Raw genomic sequence first — 14,034 nt, forward strand, 5'->3', positions numbered from 1 at the left:
AACATGACATCACGGCGACCGGCGATACTCATCGGCGTGCTCGCCGTGCTCGCGGTCGTGGTCGGAGGGGGAATCGTGTTCGGATCCCGTGGCTCGGAGTCGCCGGCGGAGTCGAGTACCGGCAACGTCGCGCCGGGCGGACCCGTGGTCGCCTTCTACGGCGACTCCTACACGCTGGGTACCGGGGCGAGCGATCCGAGCAAGCGGTGGTCGACGGTGATCAGCGCCGATCGCGGCTGGAACGAGGTCAATCCCAGCGTCAACGGCCTCGGTTTCGTCAACAACCGTGACCTCCTGCCGCCGGACGGCGATCTCGTCGACCTCGTCATCGCATCCGACCCCGACATCGTCTTCGTCACCATGGGGCTGAACGACAATTTCTCGATGCCCGCCCGGTCCGACGAGGTGCACGCGGCCATCGTCGCCGACTTCACCGCCCTTCGTGCGGTGCTGCCGGACGCGCGCATCATCGTGGTCGAGCCCTTCTGGTACACGGACGAGCGCCCGCAGAGCCTCGAGACCATCAGCGCGTGGGTCGCAGACGAGGCGCGCGCCATCGGAGCCGATCGAATCGACGGGGCATCGCACTGGATCGAAGGGCATCCCGAATGGATGGCCGCCGACGGCCTGCACCCCGATGACGAGGGATACGCCGAGATGGCGCGGCGGATGTCGGACGAACTCGATCGACTCGGGCTGTAGTGATCGGTTCGCCCCAGCGAATCCGTGCCAGAGCGAGTAGTGTGAAGGCATCGCGCGCCTCTGGGGGGAGTCGTCCCGCGCGAGTGCGTCAACTCAGGGGGAGAACGTGAAAACGCAATCGACTGCGCGACCGTGTCGCGTCGGCATCGTCGATGACCACGAGCTTCTGCTCGACGGGCTGACCATGTACATGCGCAGCAACGCCCCCGACCTCGACATCGTCATCAGCGCAACGGGATGGTTCGAACTCATCCGGCATCCCGCCTTCGCCCCCGACGTCGTGGTCATGGACCTGCAGCTGCAGGAGCCGATCTCGATCGAGACGCGGGTGAGAACGTGTCTGGCCGCCGGTGCGCTCGTGGTGGTCGTCAGCGCCCTCGAGACCGACGAGATCCGCGAGCGGTCGCTGGCGGCCGGGGCCTCCGCCTTCGTGCCCAAGTCCTCTCCCGCCGACGCGGTCGTCGACGCCGTCCGGTCGGCGTGGTCCAGCGCGCAGGAGGCGGGCGCCTTCGTCGACGCAGAGCTCGAGACCCTGCGGCTGTACGCCGACGGGCTGAGCCCGGTCGACATCGGACTGCAGCTCGGCCTCTCGTTCGAGGTCGTCAAGGGTCACCTCTCCCGCATCCGCGATCACTATGCGGCCTCCGGCCGACCCACCCACTCGAAACAGGACCTGATCCGCAGAGCGGCCGAAGACGGGCTCGTGTCCTGACCGGTCTCCTGCTCGGCACCGATGCCGAAGGCGTCTTCACGTCTCGGGCTCTCACCCGTGCCGCCGTGTGGCTGTCCTTGATCCTGCTCGCCGCGGTCGCGATCATCGTCGGCGTGCTGGCCTCCTTCCACCCGCAGACGGGTGGCGACGCCGATCCGTGGCGCGCGGCGGTCCCCATCGCATCCCTCGCGGTGATGGGCGGCGGCGCCTACGCTCTGCAACGCCTGCATGGTCGGGTCGAGACGGTCATCGGGCTCATGGTCGTGTGCGCGGCGGCGTTCGCCTACGCACTGAGCGTCGAGCCCCTGCTCACCCCGGGTCAGAAGTCCGACAGCATCGTGCTCAGCCTGCCCGTGGTGGCCGCGACGGTCTCGGGGGTCGGCCGTCGCTCGCTGACATCGTGCCTGGTCGTCTGCGGACTCGGCTATGCCTCGGCCTCGAGCGCCGCGCTTCTCGGAGCCCACCTCGGGGGGCGGGAGGTCGTGCTCGACTTCACGGCGTTCGGCTCCTTCATCGCGATCTCGCTGCTGCTCGTCGTGCTCTGGGTCGCCCGCCGGGGAGCCGTGCAGCAGGCTCCCGCCCTCGACCGGGCGGCGAAGACGCAGCAGAGCATCGTCGAGGAGGCGCGGCTGCTCGGTCACGCCTCGAGCCTGTTGCACGACACGGTTCTCGGCGATCTGCACGCCCTCGCGATGCTGGCCCCCGGCACCATCCCCGACAGTCATCTCGCTGTGATCCGCCGCGACCTCGAACTGCTCGAACGCAGTGACGACCTCATGCGCACCCCGGGCACGATCGCCATCCCGGGGTTGATCGAGTCGACCAGCGAGAGCAGGCTGGCCCACGTGCTCGACCGGGTGGGTGCGCTGGGCCTGCGGGTGATCGTGTCCGGCGACGCCGCCGAGCTGACGGCACTCGACCCGATCGCGGAGGAGGCGCTCGTCGGGGCCGTCGAGCAGTGTCTCGTCAACGTGATCCTTCATGCGGGGGTGTCGATCGCTGAGCTCGCCATCGCGGTGTCCGGCGACGAGGTCACCGCGATGGTCGCCGACTCGGGGCGCGGCTTCGTCTCGTCGTCGACGCCGGCCGACCGTCTCGGCCTGCGCATCTCGGTGTACGACCGGATGCTCGGGGTCGGGGGATCGGCGACGGTCTGGTCGCGACCCGGCGCGGGCACCTCGGTGCTCCTCACCGTTCCGAAGCCCGGCGCATGACGGGCGCGGCGCAGCCGACCGCGGCCGAGCTCGATCCGGTCTCCAGAGTGACGGCCCGCATGTTCGTGATCGCCGTGGGCGTCGTGAGCGTGGCCCTGTCGATCGCGCTCTCGCTCACTCAGTCGGGGCGCGACCAGATCTCTCTTCCCGTCGTGGCGGCCGCGGCGCAACTGGTGCTCGCGGCGTCGTACGTGTACTTCATCAGAGCGGCCGACCCGTTCGGCCCTCTCGTCTCCCTCGGGCGTTTTCAGATCTTCCTGGGCGGGGTGATGCTCGCGAGCGTGCTCAACGCGCTGAGCCAGTTCGGCTCGAACGCGCTCATCAGAGACGACTGGGGTGGCGTGTGCCTCGGTCTCGCCTTGATCCTCGGTGCGCCGTACCGCCGATCCGCCGAGATCGTGTGGTTCACCCTCCAGGCCGTCGGAGTGACCTTCGCCCTGGCGATCGTGCAGAACCTGAGCTCGACCACCACGGTCACCCTCAGCATCCTGGCCCTCACCGCCGCGACGCCCTCGATCGCCATCGGCCTCGGCTCGGCCGCCTACGCACGCAGCCTCATCGGCAGCCTCGAGCAGTCGAGGCGCGACGCCGACGCGGAGCGTACGCAGCATGTCGGCGCCGTGCTCACGCGCCTCGCCGAGACGGATGCGATGGGCGAGCTCGGATCGCTGCGACGAGACGTGGTGCCGTTCCTCACCCGATTGGAGCGGACGGGGTCGATGGGGCCCGACGACGCCGTGAGGGCGGCAGAACTGGCGTCGGTGCTCCGCAGGGCGATCGTCGAGCGGATCTCGCAGGGCACTCTGGCCGACGCGGTCGAGAGCTACAGCGACGACGACCGGGTGGCCGCGCACCTCGACGATCGCCAGACCGCGGCCCTGCGCGCGCTCATTCGCGAGATCGTCGAGCAGATCGGCGCATCGGCCAGGCCGTCGCTCGTTCTCGAGCGACGAGAGACGGATGCCTGGGGCTCGGTCGCGTTCGCGGCCCGGCCGGGTGCACTGCCGCCGCCCTCCCTGACGCCGTTCGTGCGCATGGTGCGTCTCGTCTTCGACCAGGTCGAGGTCATCGCCGTCGACGGCGGCCTCGCCGTGACCTTCCGCTTCGACTCGTCGGGCGGTCGGGCGGCCGTATCATGGGAGATGTGAGCGCAGCAGGCAAACCCGTAGACGTCGTTCTGATCGGTGGCGGCATCATGAGCGCCACGCTCGGCACATTCCTCTCCATCCTCCAGCCCGACTGGTCGATCAGGATCTTCGAACGGCTGGGCGATGTCGCGGGTGAGAGCTCCAACCCGTGGAACAACGCGGGAACGGGCCATGCGGCGCTCTGCGAGCTGAATTACATGCCCGAACTGCCCGACGGAACCGTCGAGGCGTCGAAGGCCGTCGCGATCAACGAGCAGTTCCAGGTGAGCCGGCAGTTCTGGTCGTACCTGGTCGAGAAGGGCGACATCCCAGACCCGTCGACCTTCATCAACTCGACGCCGCACATGACGTTCGTGCGGGGCGAGAAGAACGTCGAGTACCTGCGCAAGCGCTACGAAGTGCTTCGAGACGAGCCGCTATTCGAGGGCATCGAGTACACCGAAGACCCGGCCGTCATCTACACGTGGGCGCCGACTCTGATGCGTCGCCGCAAGAAAAACGAGCTCGTCGCGGCGACCCGCATCACCGCGGGCACCGATGTCGACTTCGGCTCCCTGTCGCGGCACCTCTTCGATTTCCTCACCAGCCGGGGAGCGAGCCTCAAGACCGAGCACTCGGTGTCGAACCTGAGGCGCCAGAAAGACGGAACGTGGAACGTCTCCGTCAAGGAGCTGGTCGGGTCGACCCCCACCACCGTCAACGCCCGTTTCGTCTTCGTCGGGGCCGGCGGCGGCGCCCTGCATCTGCTCCAGAAGTCCGGCATCCCCGAGATCCGCGGTTTCGGCGGCTTCCCGATCAGCGGCCAGTTCTACCGCACCGACAACCCGGCCGTCGTCGCCGAGCACCGGGCGAAGGTCTACGGCAAGGCCGCCGTCGGAGCGCCGCCGATGAGCGTTCCCCACCTCGACACCCGCGTGGTCGACGGAGAACCGTCTCTGCTCTTCGGACCGTACGCCGGGTTCAGCCCCAAGTTCCTCAAGAAGGGGTCCTGGCTCGACCTGCCCGGATCGATCCGGGCGCACAACCTCGGCCCGATGCTGGCCGTGGCGCGCGACAATCTCGATCTGATGAAGTATCTGATCGGCGAGCTGCTGGCGGGCAAGAAGAAGAAGTTCGCAGCGCTGCAGGAGTTCATGCCCACGGCCGACCCGAAGGACTGGTACCTCATCACGGCCGGACAGCGCGTGCAGGTCATGAAGAAGGACTCGGAGCGCGGGGGAGTGCTGCAGTTCGGAACAGAGGTCATCGCGTCTGCCGACGGGTCGATCGCCGGTCTCCTCGGCGCGTCGCCGGGGGCGTCCACAGCCGTGCCGATCATGCTCGATGTGCTCGAGCGGTGCTTCCCCGACGACTACCTCCGGTGGGTTCCGCAGATCCGCACGATGATCCCGTCGTTCGGAACCAGACTGACCGACTCGCCGGCGACGGCCCGAAAGGTGCTGTCGAGCACCGCCAAGGCACTGCACCTCGCATCCTGAGGGGCAGGGCGCCGCGCCAAAGGGGACCCGGGCTCATGGTCGATCGCTTCAGACTGTCGTTGTTCGACCGCATCTTCGTCGCGCCGTTCATCGTGCTCGCAGGGGTCGTGCTGGTCTACGCCGTCGTCGGGGTCATCGTGACCCCGCCCGACTCCTGGACCGTCGAGCTGGTCACGGTGCTCGGATGCATCATGTGCGCGCACCTGCGCATGCCGATCGGGCGCATCAGCGGACTCCCCATGCTGGGGGTCGCCGTGACGCTCCTCGCGATCTCGCGACCGGCATCCGAATACCTGCTCACCGTCGCGATCTGGGCGGTCGGGCTCATGATCTCGCAGACGATCGTGCTGCGCAGCGTCGCCGTCGGCCTCTACGTGGTCGGTATCAGTGCCGTGAGCGGGGTGGCCTTCGTCGTCGTGCACAACGAGCTGACCCGTGCGGGAGTCTGGCAGCTCGTCAGCTACACGGTCGCCAGCCTGTGCTATTTCGGCATCGCGATACTGCTGGAGTTCATCCGCGCGCGAGGACGTTGGGGGCTCGACCAGCGATTCGGTCTGTCGGCGCTGAGCCCCATGCGCTTCTTCGGGGTGGTGCTCCTCGTGGCCGTCGTGTCGACGCTGATGAATGCCGTCGACAGCGCGGTCATCCCGTGGCTCGAACACGATCCGGATGCGCGACTCACCCCCGCGGTCATCCTCCTCGTCGCGACGCTGTTCCTCGTGATCGCGCAACGCGTCCGCTTCCGCGCCGTGCACCGGCGGCTCAGCGGTGTGGTCACGGCGGCGGTCGAGCTGCCCTGGGCCACGGAGACGGGCCTGCGCAGGGCGCTCGAGGTGCGGGCGCAGATGGTGCTGCAGGCGGGCGAGACCGAGGTCAGGGACGAGCCGCCCGGCCCCGGTGAGATCGGCGCGCCGGTTCGCCTCGAGCCCGGCACCGACGAGTACATCGTCGCGTCGAGGCGGCTCGGCGCCCTTCCCCTCGGGCGCGAGGAGGAGCAGGCCCTGACCGCCCTGGCGCATATGGCGAGCGAGACGGCGCGCATCCAGCACGACGTCGACAGTCTCGAGCGCCGGGCGAACAGCGATCCCCTCACCGGACTGCCCAACTACGGCGCCTTCCAGGCCGCGCTGATCGAGGCGAACGAGAACCGGTCGTACCACTCGGGCATCGCCGTGCTCTTCATCGACCTCGACAACTTCAAGAAGCTCAACGACTCGCGAGGCCACCACACGGGCGACGAGCTGCTGAAGGCCGTGGCCGATCGTCTGCGCAGCTCGGTGGGAGGCCGCGACTTCGTCTCGCGCATCGGCGGCGACGAGTTCGTCGCGATCCTCACGGAGCTGCAGACCGTGGCGCAGAGCAAGGAGCTCGCCGACGGCATCATCCATGACATCGGACGACCGCTGACCCTCGACGGCCAGGAGTTCCGGCCCGTCGTCAGCGCCGGCCTCGCCTTCTCGGGACACCGCGAGATCGATGCGCAGCTGCTCGTCGTCGACGCCGACCGCAGCATGCTGCAGGTCAAGCGCTCGAGGCGTCAGGGCGGACCGGCCGAGGGCAGCAGCGTGAGCATCGCGTCGCATCGCTCCACACGAACCAACGACATCGTCGCCCGCGCCATCACGGAGGACAGGCTCACGCTCGCCTTCCAGCCCATCGTGAGCATCGACCAGGGCCGCATCTGGGCGTTCGAAGCCCTCGTGCGCTACATCGATCCCGAGCTCGGCCCCATCTCGCCGTCGTCTCTCGTCGCCCGCGCCAAGAGCCTCGGCCTGATGGACGAGCTCACGAGGCAGATCATCGTGAAGGCCATGGATGCGGCGGAGAAGTTCCACGCCCTCGAGCCGAGCATCGCCTGCATGACCGTGAACCTCGAGCTGGGGCAGATCGGCGAGGAGCACCTCGGCCCGTTCATCCGCGAGGTCGCGAAGTCGCACCCGAACGTGTCGCTCTGCATCGAGCTGAACGAGCGGTCCCTGCGCTCGGTCACCGACGACCTGCGACGCGAGGCCGAGGTGATGCAGGATGCCGGCGTGATCATCGCCCTCGACGACTACGGGTCCGACGACTCGTCGGTGGGCGCGCTCGTGCGCTTCCCCATGGACATCCTGAAGATCGACAAGAGCCTCATCGACGACCTCGGCGATGTGAGGCAGCGCGAGGTCATCAAGGCGCTGCAGGGGTTCGGCGACAACCTCGACTACACGATGATCGTCGAGGGCATCGAGAGCCCCGACATGGTCGACGTGATGGTCGCGCTGGGTGTGCGGAGCGCGCAGGGCTACTACTTCGGCCGGCCGCAGTCGTTCAGGCAGACGATGGACCGCATCCGATCTCACGGCACGACGGCGGTGATCTCGTGAACGATGCCGCCCGAATCAATACGATCGCCCTTCTCGACGACCATGTCCTGATCGTCGACGGCCTCGCGCACTGGATCAGCGTGAACGCGCCCGACTTCCACGTGGTCGCCGCCGTCGGAAGCTGGGAGGAGCTGATCGCGGACGATGCCTTTCCCCCCGACGTCGTCGTGATGGCGCGCACGATCGATTCGCCCGCGCCGCTGGAGGAGCGGATCCGAGTGTGCGCCGAAGCCGGCGTGCGCGTCGTGGTCATGAGCACGGAGGCGGGGCTCGAAGCGGAGGACGACACCTTGGCGGCCGGCGCCGACGCGTTCGTTCCCAAGTCGCGGCCCGCCGAGGCCGTGCTCGTGGCTGCGCGCCGTGTGCTCGGTCGCGACCAGCCGCAGGCCGACACGGTCGTCGACGACCCGGAGGGGCAGCATCCGCCGTTCGACGACTGGCACCTGCGTGTGCTGCGACTGTATTCACGCGGCGAGAGCACGGTCGACATCGCCCTCATCGAAGGCGTGCGGTTCGAGCGCGTGCGCACGGCGCTGAAGGCGATCCGGGCGACCTACGAATCCCAGGGCCGCCGTGTGGACACCCGTGACGAACTGCTGAGACGCGCAGCGGAGGACGGCTACCTCGCCGAATCCGACTGAGGAGCCTAGTAGCCCTGCGGGTTCTCGGCGGGAGACGGCGTGACGTCGACGCCGCCGCTGAGACGGGAGATCGCCTCTTCGGGCTCGTAGTCGGGGTCGAACTCGACGAAGGCCTCGATCACACCGACGAAGGCGAGCGACACGAGCGACCAGGAGTTGCCTTCGCTCTCGCCCGCGCGAGAGAAGTGCGAGTCGACGATCTCGGGCACGGTCGTGCGCGAGATGCCCAGCCCCTCGACGACGGCCGCGGTGGCGACCACGAAGGGGTGGTAGTCGTTGTGGAACTCTTCTTTGAGGCGATAGCCGACGGTGGCCATGATGTTGCGGTAGAACATCTCCATCGTGTCGATGAAGGCGAGTTCGCTGTTGCGCAGGGCCTCGAGCACGGCGGCGCGGCCGGGGCTCTCGGGGCGGGAGAGGATCGTGAGGGACAGGCTCGCGTAGCTCCTCCAGGCGGCGGACGTCGCGACCTCTTCGAGATTCTGCTCCGCGGCCGTTCGCACGACGTCGAGCATGATGCTTCGACGGCCCTCGGGAGTACGCAGGTCGTTGAGACGCGAGCTCAGGAATCCCCACGTGGCGACCAGGGTCTCCGTGTCGGTGAGGTCGCGTCGGGTCTGCTGCGCGATCTCAGTGAACAGGTCGTAAACAAAGTCATCGTGGCTGGGCCATATACGGGTGGCCACCCGTGACGAGACCTGCGCCTCGCGCACGATGTCGTCGAGCGTCGACTGCTCGAACCCCACGTCGAGGCCGGACGCACCCACGCGACGGGTCGCGATGGAAAGGATGCGCGTGCGCTCCTCGGAGTGCGGTCCGCTCGAGCGCGCGAGCGAGAAGGCCTGTGCATCTCCAGCTGGCATGGGGTCCCCTCGGTCACGATCGTATCGAAGCCCAGACTAGCAACTTTGGGGCCTCTGACGCGGCTGGAGATGGCGTGCCGCGACCTGTCCGGCCTCAAACGACGTCGCGCCTGCCATATGATCGAACAAGAACGGGACAGGTGAGGGGGCGCAGTTGTCCGCAAGCTCCATATGTGCCACGGAACTTACGATGCAGGGGCGGTATGTCACACGTTGATCAGACCGTCACGAACGATGCAGTCATCCCTGTCGTCTCGTCCACCGTCTTCGACTCGTCGCCGAGTTCCCGACTCGCATTGGGAGTTCTGGCCGTCGACGGTGTCGCCGTTCCCGGCCTGGAGGCCGAGTACCTCGCCCACTTCCAGCTGAGGCGTCGAGTCTATGTCGACCAGACCGGGCAGCTCTCCGAGAAGGATCTTCTGCCCGACGGTACGGATCGCGATGCGGACGACTCGCGTTCCGTGACGTTCTGCGTCCTCGAGAACCACCCGAGCGGCACGAGGGTCGTCGGTGTCTCGAGACTGATCGTGCGAGGGCAGGCAAGGGCGGGCGACTCGCTGCACGGCGCCCCGCTGCCCGTCGAGGACTTCTGCCCCGACGCCTTCGTCGACGGTCCGCTGCCGTGGAACGCCGTCGAGGTCTCCCGCGTCATCGCGAGGCACGAGAAGGCCGTCGTGCAGGATTCGATCCAGTGGCACCTGTTCGCCCTGATGCTGGCCTACGTCACGAACCACGGCCTCGGTCGGGCCTTCGCCATCATCGAGCCGTGGTTCGAGCGGCACCTGAAGAGCATCATCACGATCGACCGCGTCGGCGACGTGAGGTTCATCGAGCACTATCTCGACTACAACGTGCCCATCGAGATCGATGTCGAGGCCTCCACCGCCACGGTGACCGCCCGCACCAGCGACCTCGTCGAGCGTCTGCTGGCCGCGGAGCCCCGGCTCGTGTTCGTCGGACGGGTGTCCAGCGCCGCGACGAGTGCGGCGTAATGACCCGGTCGTTCCGATCTCCGGAATTCTCGCGCAACTACGGGTTCTGGAGTGAAGACGAACAGAAGGCTCTGATCGCCTCCAGTGTCGCGATCGGCGGCGCGGGCGGCGGTGGGTTCCAGTTCGGGCTGAAACTCGCTCGGATGGGCGTCTCGGGCTTCACCGTCGCAGACCCGGAGGTGTTCGAGCCTCAGAACGCGAACAGGGTCGAGGGCGCCGGCTCATCCACCTATGGCCGCAACAAGGCCGAGGTCTTCCGCGACCGGGTGCTCGACATCAATCCCGAGGCGCGGGTGACCGTGCTCACCTCGGGGGTGACACCCGACTCGATCGACGAGTTCGTGGCCGGGGCGGATCTCGTCATCGACGAGTCCGAGTCCACCCAGCCGGAGATCGGCGTTCTGATCGCGCGAGCCGCCCGAGCACGGGGAATACCGGATCTGATGGCCATGAACGTGGGCTTCGCCGCCCAGGTGACCTCGTTCGCCCCAACGGGGCCCTGGACGTTCGAGCGGTTCATGGGCCTCGATGAGCGGATGCCGCTCGACGAGATCGCGGGGCACAGCATGGACCTCGCCCGGAGCCTCCCGTACGTGCCGCCCTATTCCGACCTGCGGGCGCTCTCGGCGGTTCGGCAGATCGACGGAGCCGGCGCATCCGTCTCGCTGCCGTCGCTGGCCATCGGCATCGACCTGCTGTCGTCGATCGCGTCGGCGCAGGCGTTCCTGCACCTCACCAGGGGTGTTGCCGCGCGTCGCCCCCAGCCCGTGTGGGCGCCCCGCATGGCGTACATGGATGCTTACAGCTTCCGCGCGCGTGTGCTGCGAGCCGGGCGGGCAAGTCATCTGCGCCATCTCGTGGTCGCGGCGGCGCGGCAGAAGCTCGGACGCAACCCGCTTGCCAGCTACACCGTCGCCGACATCGATCGGCGCAGAGACGGAACCGCGCCCGGTTCCTAGTCGCTTGACAGACATTCGAATACATGTTCGAATGGCTCGATGCGATGGAGTGGTCAGGCGATAGCGACGACCGAGCCCGCGGCGCTGCCCGGGCTCGCCCGGCTCAACAATCTCGTCCGTTCGGTGCAGACCCCCGAGTTCGCGGGCGTCACCTTTCACGAGATCCTCGCGAAGTCGGCCCTGAACAAGATCCCGGGGCAGACGGCGGCCGTGCCCTTCGGGTGGACCATCAACCCGTACCGGGGCTGCAGCCACGCCTGCGTGTACTGCTTCGCCCGTCCGACGCACACCTATCTCGACCTCGATGCGGGAGCGGACTTCGACGCGCAGCTCATCGTCAAGCTCAACGTCGCCGAGGTGCTCGAGAAAGAACTGCGACGCCCGTCGTGGCAGAGGCATCCCGTCGCGCTCGGCACGAACACAGACCCGTATCAGCGGGCCGAGGGTCGCTACCGGTTGATGCCGGGCATCATCGCGGCCCTCGCCGACTCGGGCACGCCGTTCTCCATCCTCACCAAGGGCACGCTGCTGCGCCGAGATCTTCCGCTCCTGGTCGAGGCGAACACTCGCGTTCCGGTCGACCTCGCCATGTCGATCGCCGTCTACGACGACGAGTTGCAGCAGTCGATCGAGCCGGGCACCCCCTCCACCAAGGCCCGCCTGGCCACGGTCACGGCCGTGCGAGACGCGGGGCTCGACTGCAGCGTGTTCCTCATGCCGATCCTTCCCTATCTCACCGACACGAAGGCCCACCTCGATCATGCCCTCGGGCAGATCAAGGCGGCGGGGGCGACCACGGTGCTCTACACCGCGCTGCACCTGCGCCCGGGGGTCAAGCCGTGGTTCTTCCAGTGGCTGCAGAACGCCCATCCAGAGCTGGTCGAGCAGTATGGGCGCATGTACTACGGCACGAACAGCTATGCGCCGAAAGATTACAGAAAGTGGCTGGCCGCGCGCATCCAGCCGTTGATCCGTGCGCACGGACTGCAGCGAGGCATCGAAGACCCGGCGTCCGGCGGCATCCGCAGCAAAGCCATCGGGTTCAGCGGGCCGGGCCCGGCACGCAGGCCGACAGTCTCCTCGGGCGCGATCATTCCCGAGGAGATCGACCAAGGCCAGCCGACCCTGTTCTGACGCGGGCCGTGGGCCGGGGTCGGCCCGGCGTGCGAGCAACTACCCTAGAGCGGTGGCGAAACTCTACTTCCGGTTCGGGGCGATGAACAGCGGCAAGAGCACGGCGATGCTCCAGGCCGCCTACAACTACGAGGAGCGCGACCAGAATGTGCTCATCGCGAAGCCGTCGGTCGACACCAAGGGCGACACCCGCATCGTGTCGAGACTCGGCGTCACGCGTGCCGTCGACTTTCTGGTGACGCCGGAGTCGAAGCTCAGGGCCGATTTCCTCGAGCGCCGCGACCGGTCCATCGCCGATGGCGCCGGCCCCATCTCGTGCCTGCTCATCGACGAGGCGCAGTTCCTGACGCCCGAGCAGGTCGATGACGCGCTGCGCATCGCCATCCTCGACGACGTGCCCGTTCTCGCCTACGGAATCCGCACCGACTTCCAGACCTCGGCCTTCCCGGGCAGCGCGCGGCTCATGGAGATCGCCCACAGTCTCGAAGAGCTGAAGACCATCTGCCGCTGCGGACGCAAGGCGATCTTCAACTCGCGCAAGATCGACGACGTGTTCGTGTTCGACGGAGCACAGGTGGCGATCGATGGCGAACACGTCACCTACGAATCGCTGTGCGGCGTCTGTTACCTCGAGGAGAGCGGCGGGGTGCTCGGCTCGAGCGTCTGACCCGATCGATGCGCCGCCGACCCGATCGCAGGGCTGAAACAGACAGGCTCCCTCTCGAATGAGAGGGAGCCTGTTGTGGTCGGGGTAACAGGATTTGAACCTGCGACCTCGTCGTCCCGAACGACGCGCGCTACCAAGCTGCGCCATACCCCGATCAGCCCGAAGGCCTCAATCATCCTAGCCGATTTCGGCGGGGGCCGCGTGCACGGGTCAGTGCGTGGAGGTGAGCGTCAGCAACGTGGCCTCAGGCAGGCAGGAGAAGCGGAAGGGCGCGTAGATCGATGTGCCGAGTCCGGCCGAGACGTTGAGGTAGGCCGCTCGCAGACCGTGCCGCCACACGCTGAGACCCTTGACCTGGTCTCTCGGAATGTCGCAGTTCGTGATGAGCGCCCCGAAGCCGGGAACGCAGACCTGGCCGCCGTGGGTGTGCCCGGCGAAGATCACATCGGCCCCGTGCGTCACGAAGGAGTTGAGCACGCGCTGGTACGGAGCGTGCGCCACTCCGATCGTGAGGTCGGCCGTGTAGTCGTCGTCCTCGTTCTCGCGCAGCTCGTCGAGCGCGCCCGGAATACGGTCGAGCCGGTCGTAGTGGCGGTGCGGGTCGTCGACGCCGAAGAACTCGATGCGGGTGCCGTTCACGACCAGATTCGTGGCCCGGTTGTTGAGGTTCTGCCAGCCCAGGTCGGCGAAGGTGCTCTCGAGCTGCTTCGTATCGAGACGGGTCGGATCGCGGTGCATCTTCGATGGGCCCATGAAGTAGCGCAGGGGGCTCTTGAACGTGGGGGCGAAGTAGTCGTTCGATCCGTTGACGAAGACGCCGGGGATGCCGCGGAGCGGTTCGAGGGCGTAGCTGATGGCGTCGTAGGAATCGGTGTGTCCCAGGTTGTCGCCGGTGTCGACGATCAGGTCGGGCTGAAGCAGGGCGAGCCGCCTCACCCATTCCTGCTTGTCGCGCTGCCAGGGGGCCATGTGCAGGTCTGAGATGTGCAGAACCCGGATGTCCGCCGATCCGGCAGGAAGCACGGGAGCCGAGACGCGGCGAAGGGTGAAGAGCCGGCGTTCGACGAGCGAACCCCAGGCGAAGGCCGCGGCACCGGCCGCCGCGGTCAGCCCGAGGGCTGTCGCGGCGGCCGTGGCGGTGCGGGACGGGGCCACCGGTGG

General features: G+C 67.6%; 13 protein-coding genes and 1 tRNA gene. 11 read left to right on the forward strand and 3 right to left on the reverse strand.

Translation table 11 applies throughout. The features are described from left to right. Positions 1 to 3 precede the first annotated feature (3 nt). The 7 genes from QCD70_RS02865 (at position 4) to QCD70_RS02895 (ending at position 8,258) form a co-directional block, all read left to right on the forward strand. Positions 4 to 702 carry an SGNH/GDSL hydrolase family protein gene (locus QCD70_RS02865; RefSeq protein ID WP_301213636.1) on the forward strand — a complete coding sequence of 233 codons (699 nt, stop codon included), beginning with the start codon at positions 4 to 6 and terminating at the stop codon, positions 700 to 702. Between the two features lie 106 nt (positions 703 to 808). After that, on the forward strand, positions 809 to 1,414 hold the full coding sequence (locus QCD70_RS02870) for a response regulator transcription factor (protein WP_301213637.1): 606 nt from the start codon (positions 809 to 811) through the stop codon (positions 1,412 to 1,414). 65 nt (positions 1,415 to 1,479) lie between these two features. Further along, positions 1,480 to 2,628 (forward strand): sensor histidine kinase, encoded by a 1,149-nt coding sequence (locus QCD70_RS02875; RefSeq protein ID WP_301213638.1) that lies wholly within the window; start codon positions 1,480 to 1,482, stop codon positions 2,626 to 2,628. Further along, entirely contained in the window at positions 2,625 to 3,776 is a 1,152-nt protein-coding gene (locus QCD70_RS02880; RefSeq protein ID WP_301213639.1) for a hypothetical protein, read from the forward strand. Before QCD70_RS02875 ends, QCD70_RS02880 begins: the two co-directional genes overlap by 4 nt. Next, entirely contained in the window at positions 3,764 to 5,254 is a 1,491-nt protein-coding gene (locus tag QCD70_RS02885; RefSeq protein ID WP_301213640.1) for a malate:quinone oxidoreductase, read from the forward strand. Before QCD70_RS02880 ends, QCD70_RS02885 begins: the two co-directional genes overlap by 13 nt. 35 nt (positions 5,255 to 5,289) lie before the next feature. Next, positions 5,290 to 7,617 carry a putative bifunctional diguanylate cyclase/phosphodiesterase gene (locus QCD70_RS02890; protein WP_301213641.1) on the forward strand — a complete coding sequence of 776 codons (2,328 nt, stop codon included), beginning with the start codon at positions 5,290 to 5,292 and terminating at the stop codon, positions 7,615 to 7,617. Further along, positions 7,614 to 8,258, forward strand: a complete 645-nt coding sequence (locus tag QCD70_RS02895; RefSeq protein WP_301213642.1) for a DNA-binding response regulator — start codon at positions 7,614 to 7,616, stop codon at positions 8,256 to 8,258. Before QCD70_RS02890 ends, QCD70_RS02895 begins: the two co-directional genes overlap by 4 nt. Positions 8,259 to 8,263: 5 nt before the next feature. On the opposite strand, the gene QCD70_RS02900 is transcribed toward QCD70_RS02895, so the two are convergent. After that, on the reverse strand, positions 8,264 to 9,121 hold the full coding sequence (locus QCD70_RS02900; RefSeq protein WP_082479429.1) for a hypothetical protein: 858 nt from the start codon (positions 9,119 to 9,121) through the stop codon (positions 8,264 to 8,266). A 203-nt stretch (positions 9,122 to 9,324) separates the two neighbouring features. On the opposite strand from QCD70_RS02900, the gene QCD70_RS02905 reads away from it, so the two are divergent. Genes QCD70_RS02905 through QCD70_RS02920 form a run of 4 tightly spaced genes read left to right on the forward strand, consistent with a single transcriptional unit; the run spans position 9,325 to position 12,873 of the window. Beyond that, complete coding sequence (locus QCD70_RS02905; RefSeq protein ID WP_301213643.1) at positions 9,325 to 10,113, forward strand: GNAT family N-acyltransferase; 789 nt, start codon at positions 9,325 to 9,327, stop codon at positions 10,111 to 10,113. Next, positions 10,113 to 11,072: a ThiF family adenylyltransferase gene (locus QCD70_RS02910; RefSeq protein WP_301213644.1), complete on the forward strand. Its 960-nt coding sequence runs from the start codon at positions 10,113 to 10,115 to the stop codon at positions 11,070 to 11,072. The genes QCD70_RS02905 and QCD70_RS02910 overlap by 1 nt, the downstream gene beginning before the upstream one ends. Positions 11,073 to 11,111: 39 nt before the next feature. Next, entirely contained in the window at positions 11,112 to 12,206 is a 1,095-nt protein-coding gene (locus QCD70_RS02915; RefSeq protein ID WP_301213645.1) for an Rv2578c family radical SAM protein, read from the forward strand. 52 nt (positions 12,207 to 12,258) lie between these two features. Beyond that, positions 12,259 to 12,873 carry a thymidine kinase gene (locus tag QCD70_RS02920; RefSeq protein WP_301213646.1) on the forward strand — a complete coding sequence of 205 codons (615 nt, stop codon included), beginning with the start codon at positions 12,259 to 12,261 and terminating at the stop codon, positions 12,871 to 12,873. Positions 12,874 to 12,949: 76 nt separating this feature from the next. Here QCD70_RS02920 and QCD70_RS02925 read toward each other — a convergent pair. Then, positions 12,950 to 13,026, reverse strand: a tRNA-Pro gene (locus QCD70_RS02925). A 57-nt stretch (positions 13,027 to 13,083) separates the two neighbouring features. Next, entirely contained in the window at positions 13,084 to 14,028 is a 945-nt protein-coding gene (locus QCD70_RS02930) for a metallophosphoesterase (protein WP_301213647.1), read from the reverse strand. Positions 14,029 to 14,034 lie beyond the last annotated feature (6 nt).

Source organism: Agreia sp. PsM10, assembly GCF_030433855.1.
Taxonomy (GTDB): Bacteria; Actinomycetota; Actinomycetes; order Actinomycetales; family Microbacteriaceae; genus Agreia.